Source organism: Kitasatospora sp. NPDC085879 (assembly GCF_040686255.1).
Classification (GTDB): Bacteria; Actinomycetota; Actinomycetes; order Streptomycetales; family Streptomycetaceae; genus Kitasatospora.
This window is the reverse complement of the sequence record NZ_JBFBJZ010000103.1, coordinates 1-16,923: the sequence shown is the minus strand read 5'-3', so window position 1 is coordinate 16,923 and position 16,923 is coordinate 1. Positions and strand designations below refer to the sequence as shown.

General features: G+C 72.9%; 17 protein-coding genes. 11 read left to right on the top strand and 6 right to left on the bottom strand.

What is annotated here, in order from left to right:
• Positions 1–94 precede the first annotated feature (94 nt).
• Entirely contained in the window at positions 95–592 is a 498-nt protein-coding gene (gene greA / locus AB0P35_RS38555; protein WP_095873382.1) for a transcription elongation factor GreA, read from the bottom strand.
• A 298-nt stretch (positions 593–890) separates the two neighbouring features.
• Positions 891–1,304, bottom strand: a complete 414-nt coding sequence (locus AB0P35_RS38550; RefSeq protein ID WP_363520546.1) for a DUF4307 domain-containing protein — start codon at positions 1,302–1,304, stop codon at positions 891–893.
• A gap of 151 nt (positions 1,305–1,455) precedes the next feature.
• Here AB0P35_RS38550 and mca point away from each other — a divergent pair, with 151 nt between their 5' ends.
• From mca to AB0P35_RS38530, 4 genes are all read left to right on the top strand, one after another.
• Positions 1,456–2,325 (top strand): mycothiol conjugate amidase Mca, encoded by an 870-nt coding sequence (gene mca / locus AB0P35_RS38545; protein WP_095873380.1) that lies wholly within the window; start codon positions 1,456–1,458, stop codon positions 2,323–2,325.
• Positions 2,326–2,386: 61 nt separating this feature from the next.
• Positions 2,387–2,578 (top strand): hypothetical protein, encoded by a 192-nt coding sequence (locus AB0P35_RS38540; protein WP_095873379.1) that lies wholly within the window; start codon positions 2,387–2,389, stop codon positions 2,576–2,578.
• 103 nt (positions 2,579–2,681) lie between these two features.
• Complete coding sequence (locus AB0P35_RS38535; protein WP_363520541.1) at positions 2,682–4,712, top strand: thioredoxin domain-containing protein; 2,031 nt, start codon at positions 2,682–2,684, stop codon at positions 4,710–4,712.
• Positions 4,713–4,752: 40 nt separating this feature from the next.
• Positions 4,753–5,616: a GNAT family N-acetyltransferase gene (locus AB0P35_RS38530; protein WP_363520539.1), complete on the top strand. Its 864-nt coding sequence runs from the start codon at positions 4,753–4,755 to the stop codon at positions 5,614–5,616.
• 7 nt (positions 5,617–5,623) lie between these two features.
• On the opposite strand, the gene AB0P35_RS38525 is transcribed toward AB0P35_RS38530, so the two are convergent.
• On the bottom strand, positions 5,624–6,553 hold the full coding sequence (locus AB0P35_RS38525) for a hypothetical protein (RefSeq protein ID WP_363520536.1): 930 nt from the start codon (positions 6,551–6,553) through the stop codon (positions 5,624–5,626).
• Positions 6,554–6,780: 227 nt separating this feature from the next.
• On the opposite strand from AB0P35_RS38525, the gene AB0P35_RS38520 reads away from it, so the two are divergent.
• The 3 genes from AB0P35_RS38520 to AB0P35_RS38510 all read left to right on the top strand — a co-directional run bounded on the left by AB0P35_RS38520 (position 6,781) and on the right by AB0P35_RS38510 (position 8,812).
• Positions 6,781–7,452: a papain-like cysteine protease family protein gene (locus tag AB0P35_RS38520; protein WP_363520533.1), complete on the top strand. Its 672-nt coding sequence runs from the start codon at positions 6,781–6,783 to the stop codon at positions 7,450–7,452.
• A gap of 10 nt (positions 7,453–7,462) precedes the next feature.
• Positions 7,463–8,287 (top strand): hypothetical protein, encoded by an 825-nt coding sequence (locus AB0P35_RS38515; RefSeq protein ID WP_363520531.1) that lies wholly within the window; start codon positions 7,463–7,465, stop codon positions 8,285–8,287.
• Between the two features lie 240 nt (positions 8,288–8,527).
• The gene (locus AB0P35_RS38510) at positions 8,528–8,812 is read left to right on the top strand and encodes a hypothetical protein (protein WP_363520529.1); all 285 of its coding nucleotides are present in this window, start codon (positions 8,528–8,530) and stop codon (positions 8,810–8,812) included.
• Here AB0P35_RS38510 and AB0P35_RS38505 read toward each other — a convergent pair.
• Positions 8,783–9,466: a hemolysin III family protein gene (locus tag AB0P35_RS38505; RefSeq protein WP_363520526.1), complete on the bottom strand. Its 684-nt coding sequence runs from the start codon at positions 9,464–9,466 to the stop codon at positions 8,783–8,785. The genes AB0P35_RS38510 and AB0P35_RS38505 overlap by 30 nt on opposite strands.
• A gap of 273 nt (positions 9,467–9,739) precedes the next feature.
• Between AB0P35_RS38505 and AB0P35_RS38500 the strand changes: the two genes are divergently transcribed.
• Positions 9,740–11,566, top strand: a complete 1,827-nt coding sequence (locus AB0P35_RS38500; protein ID WP_179419383.1) for a phosphoenolpyruvate carboxykinase (GTP) — start codon at positions 9,740–9,742, stop codon at positions 11,564–11,566.
• Positions 11,567–11,690: 124 nt separating this feature from the next.
• On the opposite strand, the gene AB0P35_RS38495 is transcribed toward AB0P35_RS38500, so the two are convergent.
• Positions 11,691–12,905, bottom strand: coding sequence for a pyridoxal phosphate-dependent aminotransferase (locus AB0P35_RS38495; protein WP_095873371.1), 1,215 nt, complete (start codon positions 12,903–12,905; stop codon positions 11,691–11,693).
• 115 nt (positions 12,906–13,020) lie between these two features.
• On the opposite strand from AB0P35_RS38495, the gene AB0P35_RS38490 reads away from it, so the two are divergent.
• The gene (locus tag AB0P35_RS38490) at positions 13,021–13,707 is read left to right on the top strand and encodes an A24 family peptidase (RefSeq protein ID WP_363520523.1); all 687 of its coding nucleotides are present in this window, start codon (positions 13,021–13,023) and stop codon (positions 13,705–13,707) included.
• Between the two features lie 108 nt (positions 13,708–13,815).
• On the opposite strand, the gene AB0P35_RS38485 is transcribed toward AB0P35_RS38490, so the two are convergent.
• Positions 13,816–15,402 carry a glycosyl hydrolase family 18 protein gene (locus tag AB0P35_RS38485; protein WP_363520521.1) on the bottom strand — a complete coding sequence of 529 codons (1,587 nt, stop codon included), beginning with the start codon at positions 15,400–15,402 and terminating at the stop codon, positions 13,816–13,818.
• A 371-nt stretch (positions 15,403–15,773) separates the two neighbouring features.
• Between AB0P35_RS38485 and AB0P35_RS38480 the strand changes: the two genes are divergently transcribed.
• Together AB0P35_RS38480 and AB0P35_RS38475 are read left to right on the top strand one after the other, a co-directional pair.
• Positions 15,774–16,568 (top strand): isoprenyl transferase, encoded by a 795-nt coding sequence (locus AB0P35_RS38480; RefSeq protein WP_095873368.1) that lies wholly within the window; start codon positions 15,774–15,776, stop codon positions 16,566–16,568.
• A gap of 227 nt (positions 16,569–16,795) precedes the next feature.
• Positions 16,796–16,923, top strand: a 128-nt coding sequence (locus AB0P35_RS38475) for a PIN domain-containing protein (protein ID WP_363520549.1), incomplete at its 3' end; no start/stop codon positions are given.

The window sequence follows — 16,923 nt, the reverse complement described above, 5'->3', positions numbered from 1 at the left end:
GGGCGGCGGGGGGGGGGGGTGGGGGGGGGGGCGTCGCGGGGGGGGGGCGCCCCCGCCCGCGCGCCGCCCCCCGCCCCTCGTGGCGTGCGCGGGCTCAGCCGGCGTGCGGCTTGGCCTCGATGATCTTCACGCCGGCCTGCTTGCCGTTCGGCAGCTCGTAGGTGGCGTCCTCGCCGACCTTCTTGCCGTTGATGGCGCGGCCCAGCGGCGACTGCGGCGAGTAGATGTCCAGGTCGTCGCCGGCGACCTCACGGGAGCCGAGCAGGAAGCGCATGGTGTCGTCCTCGTCGCCGTCGAAGGCGACGGTCACCACCATGCCCGGGGCGACGATGCCGGAGTCCGCGGGGGCCTCGCCCACCTTGGCGCGCTCCAGCAGCTGGGTGAGCTGACGGATGCGGGCCTCGTACTTGCCCTGCTCCTCCTTGGCCGCGTGGTAGCCGGCGTTCTCCTTGAGGTCACCCTCCTCGCGCGCCGCCTCGATCTTCTGGGCGATCTCGCTGCGCCAGGGGCCGGTCAGGTGCTCCAGCTCGGCCTTGAGCTGGTCGTAGCCGGACTGAGTGAGCCAGGTCACGTCTTCGCTGGTCTGGGTCACAGGTGCTCCTCGTCGGTACTGGGCTGTGCTGAGGGTTGATCGTCAGCAGATGCAGATGTTGTCGGTCGTAACTACAAAGCAACGCCCGCTCCCGTGCACTGGGGCTCGGAAGGGGCGAAACCACGAGCCTAACAATTTCCGCCTCCCGGTGGGAGGGGCGCTCGCGGGCATTGGCGCCGGCCGGTTGCCGCAGGGCCTGCGGCAACTCCGTACGGGATGCCCGCCCATACGCTCGAATATGCGCCCGGAAGGGGGAGATGTGCAAAGGGGAAACACCCACACGCCGGCGGGTGACGGCTCAGTGGCGCGGCGTGCAGCCAAGCAGCTCGGCGGTCACCCCGCGGGCGGTGGTGCGCAGCGTCACCACCTGCGACCAGGTGCTGCCCTCGGCCGGCACCGGGAAGTCGTACTGGCCGACCACGGACTTGTCCGCCGCCATCGACCGTACCGTGCAGACACCCGCGGTGCCCGTCTCCTTGCGCACCGACAGCTGCAGCTGCACCTCGTGGTCGGACACCGCCTCGAAGGACGGCACGGTACCGCTGATCACGCTCTCGCGCAGGATGTACGAGGTGCCCAGCCAGGCCACCACGCCGAGGAACAGCACGCCGCAGACCACGGCGGCGATCCGCAGCCGACGGTCCGCCTCGGCGTCGGAGCGTCGGCTGTACCGGCCCTCCGGCGGGGCTGCGGTCGTACGGCTGGGGTCCATGTCCGGCTCGGTCCTTTCGACGAGGCGCGCTCGGGCGGAAGCGGGAATGGAGCGGCTCCTCAGTCCGTCACTATAGAAGGGGCACGTCCGCGCCGGAGTCGGCGGGGGAGCCGACCCGACGAACCGGACATACCTGGAAGGAAACCAGGCGTTGAGCGAGCAGTTGCGACTGATGGCGGTGCACGCGCACCCGGACGACGAGTCCAGCAAGGGCGCCGCCACCATGGCGATGTACGTCTCCCAGGGGGTGGACGTGCTGGTGGCCACCTGCACAGGTGGCGAACGGGGGTCGATCCTCAATCCGAAGCTGCAGGGCGACGCCTGGGTGGAGGAGAACATCCACGAGGTGCGCCGCAAGGAGATGGACGCCGCCCGGGAGATCCTCGGCGTCGACCAGGCCTGGCTGGGCTACGTCGACTCCGGGCTGCCCGAGGGCGACCCGCTGCCGCCGCTCCCCGAGGGCTGCTTCGCCCTGGAGGACGTGGACACCGCGGCCGGCACCCTGGTGAAGCTGATCCGCGAGTTCCGCCCGCACGTGATCACCACGTACGACGAGAACGGCGGGTACCCGCACCCGGACCACATCATGACCCACAAGATCACCATGGTGGCCTTCGACGCCGCCGGCGACCCGGAGGCCTACCCGGAGGCCGGCGAGCCCTGGCAGCCGCAGAAGCTGTACTACAACCACGGCTTCCCGATGGGCCGCATCCGCGCCCTGCACGCCTACCTCAGCGAGAACGGGCACGACTCCCCGTACGGCGAGTGGATCGCCGGCTGGGAGAAGAGCGGCCGCAAGGAGCGCGAGATCACCACCCGCGTGGTCTGCGACGACTTCTTCGAGATCCGCGACAAGGCGCTGATCGCGCACGCCACCCAGATCGACCCGGACGGACCGTGGTTCCGCGTCCCGCTGGACGTCCAGCGCGAGGTGTGGCCCACCGAGGACTACGAGCTGGTCCGCTCCCACGTCGACACCGACCTGCCCGAGAACGACCTGTTCGCGGGCCTGCGCAAGTAACGCGCACCCCCTGCACCACCCCGGTGGCCCGGCCTGTGTAGGGCCGGGCCACCATGGAGAGATGAGCACCCCCGTGAACCTCACCCACCTCGCCGCCGACCTCGCCCTCGACCAGAACAAGGTCACCCCGGGCCTGCTCGGCTTCGTCGTCTTCGCGGCCCTCGGCATCGCCACCTGGTTCCTGCTGAAGTCCATGAACAGCCGCTTCAAGAAGATCGACTTCGTCGAGGAGCCGGAGACCCCCAAGGAGTAGTCGCACGGGGCGCTGCTCGGCGTACCGGCCGCTGCCGTCGATCATTCGTCGTTCCACGACGCGGCACTGTGTCACCCCCGCGGCGATGCGGAAGGATGGGCCCATGCCGAACCGTCTCGCGGACGCGACCTCGCCGTACCTCCTCCAGCACGCCGACAACCCGGTCGACTGGTGGCCCTGGGGCCCCGAGGCCTTCGCCGAGGCCGAACGGCGGCAGGTCCCGGTGCTGCTGTCGGTCGGGTACGCGGCATGCCACTGGTGCCACGTGATGGCGCACGAGTCGTTCGAGGACGAGACGGTCGCCGCCTACGCCAACGAGCACTTCGTCGCCGTCAAGGTCGACCGCGAGGAGCGGCCCGACGTCGACGCCGTCTACATGGAGGCCGTCCAGGCCGCCACCGGCCAGGGCGGCTGGCCGATGACGGTCTTCCTCACGCCGGCCAAGGAGCCGTTCTACTTCGGCACCTACTTCCCGCCCGAGCCCCGGCACGGCATGCCCGGCTTCCGGCAGGTCCTGGAGGGCGTCACCGCCGCCTGGCGCGACCGCCGCGACGAGGTCGGCGAGGTCGCCGGCCGGATCCGCGCCGACCTGCAGGAACGCGCCCGGGTCTACGGCGCGGGCGCCGGCGTGCTGCCCGCCCCCGGCGAGGCCGACCTGCACGCCGCCCTGATCGAACTCGCCCGCGGCTACGACGAGCGCCGCGGCGGCTTCGGCGGCGCCCCCAAGTTCCCGCCGTCCATGACGGTGGAGTGGCTGCTGCGCCACCACGCCCGCACCGGCTCGGCCGCCGCCCTGGAGATGGCCGTGCGCACCTGCGACGCGATGTCCCGAGGCGGTCTGTACGACCAGCTCGGCGGCGGCTTCGCCCGCTACTCGGTGGACGCCGACTGGGTCGTGCCGCACTTCGAGAAGATGCTCTACGACAACGCGCTGCTGCTCCGCACCTACCTCCACCTGTGGCGCGCCACCGGCGACGCCCGGGCCCGCCGCACCGCCCTGGACACCGCCGACTTCCTGCTGCGCGAACTGCGCACCCCCGAGGGCGGCTTCGCCTCCGCCCTGGACGCCGACTCGCTCGACCCGGCCACCGGCACGTCCGCCGAGGGCGCCTACTACGCCTGGACCCCGGAGCAGCTCGCCGCCGCGCTCGGCCCCGAGGACGCCGCCCTCGCCGCCGAACTCTTCGAGGTCACCGGCACCTTCGAGCACGGCAGCTCGGTCCTCCAGCTGCTCCGCGACCCCGCCGACCCCGAGGCGTACGAGCGGATCCGCACCCGCCTCTTCGAGGCCCGCGCCGAACGGCCCGCCCCCGCCCGGGACGACAAGGTCGTCGCCGCCTGGAACGGCCTCGCCATCGCCGCCCTCGCCGAGACCGGGGCCCTGCTGGACCGCCCCGACCTGGTCGAGGCCGCGGAACGCGCCGCCGACCTGCTGCTCGCCGTCCACCTCACCGCCGACGGACGCCTGCTGCGCACCTCCCGGGACGGCCGGGCCGGCGCCAACGCCGGCGTCCTGGAGGACTACGCCGACACCGCCGAGGGCTTCCTCGCCCTGTACGCCGTCACCGGCGAGGCCGAGTGGCTCGACCTGGCCGGCGGCCTCCTCGACACCGTCCTCGCCCACTTCACCGACGCCGCGTCGGGCGCCCTCTACGACACCGCGGACGACGCCGAGGAGCTCATCCGCCGCCCGCAGGACCCGACCGACAACGCCACCCCCTCCGGATGGACGGCCGCCGCCGGCGCTCTCCTCGCCCACGCCGCCTACACCGGCTCCGAGCGCCACCGCACCGCGGCCGAGCGGGCGCTCGGCGTCGTCGGCGCACTCGGCAGCCGGGCGCCCCGCTTCATCGGCTGGGGCCTCGCCGTCGCCGAGGCGCTGCTCGACGGCCCGCGGGAGGTCGCCGTGGTCGGCCCGGCCGGTGACCCGGCCACCGCCGAGCTGCACCGCACCGCGCTGCTCGCCACCGCGCCCGGCGCGGTCGTCGCGGTGGGCGAGCCGGGCGGCAAGGAGGTCCCGCTGCTCGCCGACCGGCCACTGCTCGGCGGGCGCCCCGCCGCGTACGTCTGCCGGCACTTCAGCTGCGACGCGCCCACCGCGGACGCCGCCGAACTCGCCGAGCGGCTACGGTAATTCGGAGGCGCACGGGTTGTGCGCGGCGCCAGGATGGGGCATGACCTGGACGCTGACGAACGACCCGGACGCCTTCCTCGCCGAGGCCGGCGGCTTCCTCGCCGCACACCCGGCCGAGAACACCGTGCTGCTCACGCTGCTCGACTGGCTCGCCAAGAACGGTCCGCACGCCTTCGGTGACGCGGACCCGGCGTTCGGCCACTGGCGGGCCGCGCCGGGCGGCCCGGTCGAGGGCGCCTTCGCGCACACCCCGCCGTTCCCGGTGCGGCTCGGCCGGATGTCCGCCGCCGCGGCGGCCGAACTCGCCGTGCTGCTGCACGCCCGGCGCGGGTCGGTGGCCGGGGCGGGCGGCGAGCGGGCGGCCTCCCTGGCCTTCGCCGCCGCCTGGCCGCCCGCCGCCGAGGGGGCCGTCCGGGCCGAGAGCGCCATGGACGAGCGGCTCTACCGGCTGGCCCGGCTGGAAGCCCCCTCCCCGGTGCCCGCCGGTGCCGCCAGGCCCGCGCGGCCGGCCGACCGGGAGCAGCTCGTCGCGTGGTCCGCCGCCTTCATGGCCGAGATCGGCGAGAGGCGGCCGGTCGACCACGGCGCCTACGTCGACCGCCGGATCGCCGCCGGCAGCCTGCACGTCTGGGAGGACGGAGGCCGCCCGGTCGCCTTCGCCGGCGCCAGCCCCGTGGTCGCCGGGATGTCCCGGATCGGCCCGGTCTTCACCCCCGTCGACCTGCGCGGGCGCGGCTACGCGAGCGGTGTCGTCGCCGCCGCCTCGGCGCACGCGCTGGCGGCCGGCGCGACCGAGGTGCTGCTCTTCACCGACCTGGCCAACCCGGTCAGCAACTCGATCTACCAGAAGCTCGGGTACCGGGCGGTGGTCGATCATCTGACGCTGGAGTTCACCGCGGGCTGACGTCCGGTCAGTCCCAGGCCCAGCCGATGCCGAGCAGCCCGGGCGGCAGCCCGGTCGCCACCAGGTGCACGCCGTGGTGCCCGTCCAGGGTCAGCTCCTCCGTCTCGTACGGCGGCTCGCCCGGTGTACGGACGGCGAACCGGTGGCAGCGGACGGGCAGCGCCGCCGGGTCGAAGGTGATCTGCAGGACGTACTGGCCGGCGCCCGCATTGAAACCGCGGACGTACTCGCAGCTCGGTGTCGCGGTCGGCGCGTCGTCGAAGCCGTAGCCGAGCAGGTGCGTCTCACCGGCGCGCAGCCGGCGGTCCAGCAGCAGCTCGGCGACCAGCAGGCCGGCCGCCGGGTCGCGGCGGATCCGGCCGGGCCGGCAGTTCTCCTCGGCGCGCAGGACCACCCGGCCCGGGTCCGCGCCGGGGTCGCCCTGGTGGATGGCGAGGTAGCGGTCCACCCCGTCGCGGTGGGCGCGCAGCGCGTGCTGGGAGTCCCGCCGGGCCAGCCGGCGCCGGGCGTCGATCCGGATCCGCTCGATGTGCACCACGGTGTGCAGCCCGGAGTCGGGCGGGCCGGCGATCGCCTCGATCAGCCCGTCGACGGCGCTCGTCGGCCGGATCAGATCGCGGTACGGCAGGCTGGCCGGCCCGGTGGGCCCGGCCGGCGCCCGGATCGGGCCGAGCAGCCGGGTCAGCGAGTGCTCCGGAAGGTCGAGCACCGCCTCCAGCGCGGCCACCGCCCGCAGCGACTCAGGACGTTCGGGCCGCCGCCGGCCCTGCTGCCAGTAGCTGAGGCTGGTGACGCCGACCCGGACCCCGCGCCGGGCGAGGCGCTCCTGGACCCGCTGCAGGGCGAGGCCGCGGGCGGCGATGGCGGTGCGCAGGGCGAGATGGAACGGGCCGGTGCGGAGCACGGCGGCGAGATCCGGCTGGACGGTCGGCTGCATGACCACCTCCGAGGCTGCGGTGAATATTCACACCCGGTGCCCGCCGTGTCATCAGGTACGGACGTGGCGGGCGGGCCGCGTTCACATCCGGAGGGCGGGCGTTCACACTCCGCCCTCCGCCGCCGGGCCGCGCGTTGACCGCCGCCGGGCGGCGCCCGATGCTCTTGGCACCGCGTCCGGACGCGCCCCCACACCTCTTCCTACGCCCCACCGCAGGAGGAATCCCCATGCCGTCAACTCCCCTTCCCCCGGGGCCGGGACGCCTGCGCCGTGCGGTCGCCGCACTCGCGCTCGGCGTCCTCGCCCCCGCCCTCACGGCGGCCGCCCCCTCCCCGGCGCAGGCCGCCCCCGTCCGGACCTCCGCACCCGTCACCGCACCCGTCACCGCACCCGGAACCGCGCCCGCCGCCGGCCTGTCCGCGGCCCGCACCCTCGGCATCACCATGCAGCAACAGCAGCAGTCCAACTGGTGCTGGGCGGCGAGCGGCAACACCGTCGCGGCCTTCTACGGCTACGGCTACAGCCAGAACCAGTTCTGCAACCTGGCGTTCGGCCGCGCCGTCGACTCCGCCTGCCCGAACAGCCAGGCCACCCTCGGCGACGTCCAGAACGCCTTCCGGCGGATCGGCATCGCTCCCGGCCGCTATGTGAGCGGCTACCTCGGCTACGCCACCGTCCAGGGCGAGATCGACGCCGGGCGCCCGGTGGAGACCCGCATCCAGTGGTCCTCCGGCGGCGGCCACATGCACGTCCTCTACGGCTACGACGCCGGCAGCAACTGGGTCTACTGGGGCGACCCCTGGCCGTCCAACTACCGCTACAACTGGGCGGACTACCGCTACTACACCAGCAACAGCGGCTTCGACTGGACCCACTCCCTGTACCGGATCGGCGCGTGAGGAGACAGCCGTGACCAGATATCCGAGACACCTCGCCGCCCTCCTCCTCGCCGGCTCCGCCGGCCTCGCGGCCGCGCCGCTCGCCTCGGCCGCGGACGGCCCGGCGGCCCCGGCGCCGATCGCCCCGGCCGAGCTGTCCGCGGCCGGTGCGGCCGCCGGTTCGCCCGCCGCACTCGACCGGATCGGCCGGTTCTTCGCCCGCGAGGGCAGGCCGTCCGGCGCGGCCGGACTCTCCCCGGCCGAGGAGGTGAGGGCCGCGGCGCAGGCCGCCCCGGCCCTGGTCGGCGGGGCCGTCGCCGTCTACAGCCTCAACGAGGGCTTCGTCGCCGGCACGGCCGGAGCCCCGGTCGCCCGGGTGGAGTTCGTCGCCGGCAAGGCGGTCGCCGCGGACGGCCGCACCGCGTCGGTGTGGACGGTCCACGACGGCGGCGGCTGGCGGGTGGTCAACATCGCCTCCGGCAGCGACGAGACCGACTACCCCGCGCAGGCCGCGGCCACCGGTGGCGGCACCGCCTTCCGCGAACCGCAGATCGACGCCTGGTACGTGCTGCGCGGCGGCCGGGTGCTGCCGCTGGACGAGGACGCCCGCCGCTCGGTCGGACCGGGCGGCACCACGCTCGCCGACTACCAGCGGCTGGTGCACGCGCGGTACGGCGACCGGCTGCCCGGCTCGGCCTACGACCGGGCCGGCGCGGGCGGCGGCTGGGCGGCGGAGCAGGGCGCCGCCGCGGAGCCGTCCCGGCGCGGACCTGCGGTGGCGGCGGGCGCGGCGCTCGCGGTCACCGCGCTGGTAGGGGCGGGGCTGGCCGTCCGCCGGCGCGGCGCCCGGCGGTAGCCCGTCCGAGGGTGCGCCCCCGGGGCGGCCCGGCCGGTCCCAGGACCGGCCGGGCCGCCCGTCGGCTTTCCGGGGCCCGGCCGCCGGGGGCCGTCCGCGGGGATGTTTCGGAGACGGAGCATCCGCTCGGCACGAGGTGTTGACGCACTGTTGATCCGGAGTTCTCCTCCGGGGGCGCTGAGCATGTCACCGTAGGCGAGGAGGAATCTGACGATCTGTCACCTGGCGGGAGGCGAGCCGATGGCGCTGCGGAGCGCACAGTTCTGGGGTGCGGTGGTGGCGGTGTCGGCCGCGCTGGCCGTGATCGCGGGCTACCTGGCCGGCGGGCCGAGGGCGGTCTGGATCGTGGCCGCGGTCGAGACACTGCTGGTGATGGCCCATGTGGCCCGGCGGTTCCGGGCCAAGGCGCACCCCCGGCCGACCGGCGAAGGGCCCGGCGCGGCGCACTGCGAGCGCTGCCGCCGGGCCCAGGAACGCCTGGAGCTGCGGGCCTCCTCAGCCGGCCGCGCGGTACGCGACCAGTGAGACGCCGACGTACTGGACGATGAACGCGCCGAGGGTGAAGGCGTGGAAGACCTCGTGGAAGCCGAACCAGCGGGGTGAGGGGTTCGGCCGCTTCAGGCCGTAGACCACGCCGCCAAGGCTGTAGAGGCCGCCGCCGACGATCATCAGGGTGAGTACGGCGGCGCCGCCGGTGCGCAGGAAGTCCGGCAGGAAGAAGGCCGCGGCCCAGCCGAGCGCCAGGTAGACCGGGGTGTAGAGCCAGCGCGGCGCGCCCACCCAGAACACCCGGAACGCGATGCCGAGCAGTGCTCCGCCCCAGACCGCCCAGAGCAGTGCCTGCTGCGCGGCCCCGTCCAGCAGCAGGATGGTGAACGGGGTGTAGGTGCCCGCGATGATCAGGAAGATGTTGGCGTGGTCGAGCCGGCGCAGGATCGCCTCGCCGCGCGGGCCCCAGGTGAAGCGGTGGTAGACCGCGCTCACCCCGAACAGCAGCCAGGCGGTCACCGAGTAGATCGCGCAGGCGGCCGTGGCGGCCGCCGAGTCGGCCAGGCAGATCAGGACGATCCCGGCCGCCACCGAGGCGGGGAACATGCCGGCATGCAGCCAGCCGCGCCACTTGGGCTTCAGGGACTCGCCGGCGCAGGCGAGGTCCGCAGTGAGGTCCGCAGCAGTCATGCGCGACATCTTACGGAACCGTAGGTTACTGCCAAGTAGTCAGTGGCGGTCATCACTTTTGGACATTTTGGAGTGTTACCCAGGTCTCAGTGTCGACGCCGGTGCGGCCGAAATCGACCCTTCGCCGGTTCTTTCCTGGACGCAGAGGCGTAAGAAATTCAGACCGTACTACGAAGTGGCCCAAAAGGCCCTGCTCCTCAGGGCTACCGTGTAATCACCCTCAAACCCCCGCGATGCCGTCTCCTGGCCGAGATGGTGTGAAACGGAGCGAACGTGTCGCCTCTGAAGTCTGCGCTCGCCGAGTCCGCGCCCACCCGCCACCAGCGCCTGCTGGACTGGGTCGCCGAGATCGCCGAACTGACCCAGCCCGACCGCATTGAGTGGTGCGACGGCTCCGAGGCCGAGTACCACCGCCTCGCCGAGCTGCTGGTCGCCCAGGGCACCTTCAAGAAGCTCAACGACGAGAAGCGCCCCAACTCGTTCTACGCCGCGTCCGACCCGACCGACGTCGCCCGGGTCGAGGACCGCACCTACATCTGCTCCGAGAAGGAGGAGGACGCGGGCCCGACCAACAACTGGAAGGCCCCGGCCGAGATGCGGGCGGTCTTCGCGGGCGAGAACGGCCTCTTCCGCGGCTCGATGAAGGGCCGCACGATGTACGTCGTGCCCTTCTCCATGGGCCCGGTCGGCTCCCCGCTGGCCGCGTACGGCGTCGAGATCACCGACTCCGCCTACGTCGCCGTCTCCATGCGCGTCATGACCCGCATGGGCCAGGCCGTGATCGACCAGCTCGGCGAGGACGGCGAGTTCGTCAAGGCCGTGCACACCGTCGGCGCCCCGCTCGCCGCGGGCGAGGCCGACGTGCCGTGGCCCTGCAACTCCACCAAGTACATCTCGCACTTCCCGGAGACCCGCGAGATCTGGTCCTTCGGCTCCGGCTACGGCGGCAACGCCCTGCTCGGCAAGAAGTGCTACGCGCTGCGCATCGCCTCCACCATGGCCCGCGACGAGGGCTGGCTGGCCGAGCACATGCTCGTCCTCAAGCTCACCCCGCCCAGCGGTGAGGCCAAGTACATCGCGGCAGCCTTCCCGTCCGCCTGCGGCAAGACCAACCTCGCCATGCTCCAGCCCACCATCCCGGGCTGGAAGGTCGAGACGATCGGCGACGACATCGCCTGGATGCGCTTCGGCGCCGACGGCCGTCTCTACGCCATCAACCCCGAGGCCGGCTTCTTCGGCGTCGCCCCCGGCACCGGCGTCGACACCAACGCCAACGCCATCGACACCCTCTGGGGCAACACCGTCTTCACCAACGTCGCCCTCACCGACGACGGCGACGTGTGGTGGGAGGGCCTCACCGAGCAGCCCCCGGCGCACCTCACCGACTGGCGCGGCAACGACTGGACGCCGGAGTCCGGCACGCCCGCCGCCCACCCCAACGCCCGGTTCGCCGTCCCGGCCGCGCAGTGCCCGACCATCGCGCCCGAGTGGGAGGACCAGGCCGGCGTCCCGATCTCGGCCATCCTCTTCGGCGGCCGCCGCGCCACCGCCGTCCCGCTGGTCACCGAGTCCTTCGACTGGCAGCACGGCGTCTTCCTCGGCGCCAACATCGCCTCCGAGAAGACCGCCGCGCAGGAGGGCACCGTCGGCGAGCTGCGCCGCGACCCGTTCGCGATGCTGCCGTTCTGCGGCTACAACATGGGCGACTACTTCGCCCACTGGCTGAAGATCGGCGCCCAGGCCGACGCCTCGAAGCTCCCGAAGATCTACTACGTCAACTGGTTCCGCAAGAACAGCGACGGCAAGTTCATCTGGCCGGGCTTCGGCGAGAACAGCCGCGTGCTCAAGTGGATCGTCGAGCGGCTGGAGGGCACCGGCAAGGGCGTCGAGACCCCGATCGGCGTGCTGCCGGAGGTCGACGACTTCGACCTCGGCGGCCTCGACATCCCGCAGGCCGATCTCGACCTGCTGTTCTCCGTGGACGCCGACATCTGGCGCCAGGAGGCCGCGCTGGTCCCGTCCCACCTGGAGCTGTACGGCGAGCACACGCCGACCGAGCTCTGGGACGAGTACCGCGCGCTGGTGAAGCGCCTGGGCTGACAAGCCCGGGTTTGAGGGAGCGCCGCCCCTCCTCCTCACCGGGGGGCGGCGCTGCTCGACCGCTGACGCACAGAAGGGGCGCGGGGATTCCCCGCGCCCCTTCTGGCGTGCCCGAACGTTCGCCCTACGGCTGGGCGTAGCCGCTGAGGAACTCGCCGATGCGGGTGACGGCGTCGGCGATGTCCTCGGCGCGGGGCAGCGTGACCAGCCGGAAGTGGTCCGGGTCGGGCCAGTTGAAGCCGGTGCCCTGGACGATCAGGATCCGCTGGGCCCGCAGCAGGTCGAGCACCATCTGCGCGTCGTCCTTGACCTTGTACACCTGCGGGTCCAGCCGCGGGAACGCGTAGAGCGCGCCCTTCGGCTTCACACAGCTGATGCCCGGGATCTCGTTCAGCAGCCGGTACGCGGTGTCCCGCGACTCCAGCAGCCGCCCGCCCGGCAGCAGCAGGTCCTTGATCGACTGCCGGCCGCCGAGCGCCGCGGCCACCGCGTGCTGCGCCGGCATGTTGGCGCACAGCCGCATCGAGGCGAGCACGGTGAGCCCCTCGATGTAGCTGGCCGCGCGGTGCCGCTCGCCCGAGAGCACCATCCAGCCGGATCGGAACCCCGCCACCCGGTAGGACTTGGACATGCCGTTGAAGGTGACGCAGAAGAGGTCCGGCGCGAGGGTGGCCAGCGGCACGTGCTCGGCGTCGTCGTAGAGGATCTTGTCGTAGATCTCGTCCGCGTAGACCACCAGCTTGTTCCGGCGGGCGATCTCGACGATCCCCTCCAACACCTCGCGCGGGTACACCGCGCCGGTGGGATTGTTGGGGTTGATCACCACGATGGCCCTGGTCCGGTCGGTGACCTTGGCCTCGATGTCGGCGAGGTCCGGGTACCACTCGGACTGCTCGTCGCAGCGGTAGTGCACGGCGGTGCCGCCGGCCAGCGAGACGGAGGCCGTCCAGAGCGGGTAGTCCGGAGCCGGGACGAGCACCTCGTCGCCGTCGTCGAGCAGCGCGGTCATCGCCAGCTGGATGAGCTCGGACACGCCGTTGCCGAGGAAGACGTCCTCGACGGTCAGCCCGTGCAGGCCGCGCTCCTCGTAGTGCATCACCACGGCCCGGCGGGCGGAGAGCAGGCCCTTGGAGTCGCCGTAGCCGTGCGCGGAGGAGAGGTTCTTCAGGATGTCCTGGAGGATCTCCGGCGGAGCCTCGAAGCCGAAGGCCGCCGGATTGCCGGTGTTGAGCTTGAGGATGCGGTGGCCCTGGTCCTCCAGCCGCATCGCCTCGTCGAGGACCGGGCCGCGGATGTCGTAACAGACATTGGCGAGCTTGCTGGACTGGATGACCTGCATGCCTGACTACTTTACGGCGCCGTTACGCGGATCATCACGTGTTCCACACCACAGGACGCGCGGCCTGCGCGAGGATCGCGCCAGGATCGGGACGACCGACGAGGGGGAGGCCGTGATGATCGGGCCGTGGGCCGGCGCACTGCTGGGACTGGCCGCCGCACCGCTGCTGCGTGCCGCCGCGGTGCGCCACGCCGTGCCGTACGGCGAGCCGCCGCGCACGTGCTGCCCGGCGGGGCGGTGGAGGAGATGGCCCGGCGGCCGCTGTCCCGGGTGCGGGGAGACGGCGGCCGGGCCGCGGCCGGGCGCGGTCGAGGCGGTGGCGGCCGCGGTCGGCGCCGCACTGGGCACGGCGGCGGACGCCGGGTCGGCGCCGCTGTTCTGCTGGGTGGGTCTGTTCGGGGTGGTGCTCGGCTTCGTCGACGCGGCCGTGCTGCGACTGCCGGACGCGCTGACCCTGCCGCTGTTCGCCGGCACCGCGGTGCTGCTGCCGCTCGCCGACCACCGGCCGCAGGTGCTGCTGCGCTGCGTGCTGGCCGCCGCCGCGCTCGGCCTGCTGTACGGAGCCCTGGCGCTGCTGCTGCCGATCGGCCTCGGCGACGCCAAGCTGGCGCCGAGCCTCGGTGCGGTGCTCGGCCTGTACGGCTGGAGCGCGGTGGCGGGCGGGGTGTTCGCGGCCTTCCTGCTGGGCGGCGTCTGGGGGGTGGTGCTGCTGGCGACCCGTCGGGCCGGCCGCGGCGACGCCCTGCCGTTCGGGCCGCCGCTGCTGCTCGGCGCCCTGGTCGCGGTGCTGGCCGCCGCCTGACGGCCCGGGCGCCGGACATGGGCGGAGCCCGCCGTACCCCAGCGGTACGGCGGGCTCCTGAGCGACGCACCGGCCCCCACCCTCAGGAGGCGGCGCGCCCCGTGCGGGTTACGGCATCGCGTGGGCGTGGGCGCCCACGTTGGTGGAGAAGTCGTTGCCGTTCTTGAGGTCCCAGTTGGTGGACCAGGTCATCGCACCGCGGATGGTCGGCCACTTCGCCGGCGGGACGAAGCTGCCGCAGTGGGTGCCGGTGGCCAGGCAGTCCAGCGCGTTGTTGACCACGGTGGAGTTGACGTAGCCGCCGCCCGCCGCCTGGCTGGACGCCGGGACGCCGATGCCGACCTGGTCCGGCCGCAGGCCGCCCTGGATGTGGGTGCAGACCTGGGCGGTGATGAAGTCGATCGTGCCCTGGGTGTAGACCTTGCCGTCGCAGCCGTTCATGCCGCCCGAGTTGTAGAACTGGGTGTTGACGACGGTCAGGATGTCCTTGGTGTTGAGCGCCAGCTGGAAGTACGCACCGGAGGTGCTGTACATCCCGATGGTCTCCGGGGCCATGGTCAGGATGAAGTTCGCGCCGACCTTGGACTGCAGGGTGTGCAGCGCCTGCGACATGTACGTCGGGTCGACGCCGTTCTCCAGGTCGATGTCGACGCCGTCGAAGCCGTACTGCTGGACCAGCGCGTAGGCGGTGTTGGCGAAGTTGTTCGCCGCGGTCGCGTTGGCCACGCTGATCGCGCCGTTCTGGCCGCCGACGGAGAGGACGACGCGCTTGCCGGCCGCGTGCTTGGCGGCGATGTCCGCCTTGAAGTCGGCGGCGGTGTAGCCGCCGAGCTTGGAGGCCAGCGCCGGGTCGAGGGTGAAGCTGATCGCGCCGGGCGTGCCGGTCGCGTCCGCGAAGGAGACCGCGATGATGTCGTAGGCGCTCTGCACGTCGCGCAGCTTCTGCACCGGGGCGCCGTTGTCGAAGTTCTGCCAGTAGCCGGTCAGCGCGTGCTTGGGCAGGTTGCCGTTCGGCGGCGTCGGCGTCGAGGTCGGGCTGGACGTCGGGCTGGAGGTCGGCGAGCCGGTCGGCGAGGACGTCGGCGACGAGGTCGGCGAGGCGGAGGCGGAGGTGCTCGGCTTCGCGGAGGTCGGGGTGGCGGTCGGGGTGGCGGTGCCGCCCGGGCCGGTCAGCGTGACGTCGTCCGCGTTGTAGGCGCCCTGGCCGTACCAGCCGTGCACGTAGAGCGTGATGCTGTTGGTGCTCGCGCCGGTGGTGAAGGTGGTGGACAGCTGGTTCCAGCTGCTGAGGCTGGACCAGGTCGACGGGTCGGTCGAGCCGGTGCCGCGGGCGCCGAGGTAGACGTACGGGCCCTGCACGAAACCGGCCAGCGTGTAGCTGGTGTTCGGCAGCACGCTCACGGTCTGGGTGCACTCGGCGGTGTCGGAGCTGCTCGGCGCGGCGCTCAGCGCGTACGAGCCCGCGTGCACCGGCGAGCCGACGGCGCTCGCGGTGCCGGTGCAGGTCCAGCCGGACAGGTTGCCGGCCTCGAAGCCGCCGTTGGTGACCAGGTTGCCGACGGCCGCGCCGGCGCCGCCTGCGGTCAGCGCCAGGCCGGCGCCGGCCAGCGCGAGGGCGGTGGTGCCGGCCGCGACCGCGACCGGGAGCGAGAGGCGGCGCCGCCGGTGGGACGGCTGCGCGAGGTGACGGGCCATGGGCGGGCTCCTGAAGGAAGGCGGGGGAGCCGCCGCGGTGGGGGGCGCGGCGGCTCCGCGTGGGGGAGGGACGGCTGGGGCCGCGGAGGTGCGGGAAGGGCTCCGGTGTGCCCTCGCTCACAAGCTGGACTAGACCAATGCCGGGCGTCAAGAACCCGGCAGCCGCTTTACGCCGTCTTACGGCTGACTTAAGGAAGCAGAGACCTGATCGTGTCCGAGCGGTCCTTCCGCCCCCGGCACGCACCGGGGACGAAGCCGTGACCCCATCGGTACCTGCGGCTTTACCTCCGCGCACACGGCCGGAGTAGGCTGCGCGAGGGATTCCGCACCGGGACGGCGAGCGGCGAACGAGCACGGAGGGGCCGAGGAACATGGGTCTGCGCGATGTGGTCGAGCGCACGCCGGGTCTGCGCACCCTGCTGGACAACGCCTACCGCCTGTACGGCCGCCGGGTCGAGGTCCACCTCGACAACACCCCGCGGCACATCGGCGTGATCCTCGACGGCAACCGCCGCTGGGCGCGCGCCACCGGCGGCACCACCGCCCAGGGCCACCAGCGCGGCGCCGACAAGATCAGCGAGTTCCTCGGCTGGTGCGACGAGACGCACGTCAAGGTCGTCACGCTGTGGATGCTCTCCACCGACAACCTCTCCCGGCCCGCCGAGGAGCTCGTCCCGCTGCTCGGCATCATCGAGGACGCCGTCCGCGGCCTCGCCGAGGCCCGGCGCTGGCGGGTCAACCCGGTCGGCGCGCTCGACCTGCTGCCCCCGCGCACCTCCCAGGTGCTCAAGGAGGCCGCCCACGACACCGCGCACATCGAGGGCGTCACCGTCAACGTCGCGGTCGGCTACGGCGGCCGCCACGAGATCGCCGACGCCGTCCGCTCGCTGCTCCAGGAGCACGCCGACCGCGGCACGTCGATCGAGCAGCTGGCCGAGATCCTCGACGTCGAGCACATCGCCGAGCACCTCTACACCAAGGGCCAGCCCGACCCCGACCTGGTCATCCGCACCTCGGGCGAGCAGCGGCTCTCCGGCTTCCTGCTCTGGCAGAGCGCCCACAGCGAGTTCTACTTCTGCGAGGCGTACTGGCCGGCCTTCCGCAAGGTCGACTTCCTGCGGGCGCTGCGCGACTACCAGCTGCGCAACCGGCGGATGGGGCTCTGACACCTGCCCGGCAGCCCCTGCACGGCAGGCGCTGACGCCCGGTCAGTCGCGCATACCCGCCGGTCAAGGCCCCAAAACGTTCACCAGTTGTGATCCCCGGGTTCGCGCCCAGGTGTATGCACGGAGCCCCGCTGGGGCATATACCGGTCAGACCGGTACCCCGGCCACCGGGGTCGCGGGGACCGGTGAGCCGCGGGTGACGCTGGGTCATCCGCTCTGGAGGCCTAGTGGTCAGTTCCAAGAGCCGCCGGACACCAGACCGGCGCACGTACGTTCTCGACACCAGCGTGCTCCTGGCGGACCCGCTCGCCATGGGCCGCTTCGAGGAGCACGAGGTCGTCCTGCCGGTGGTCGT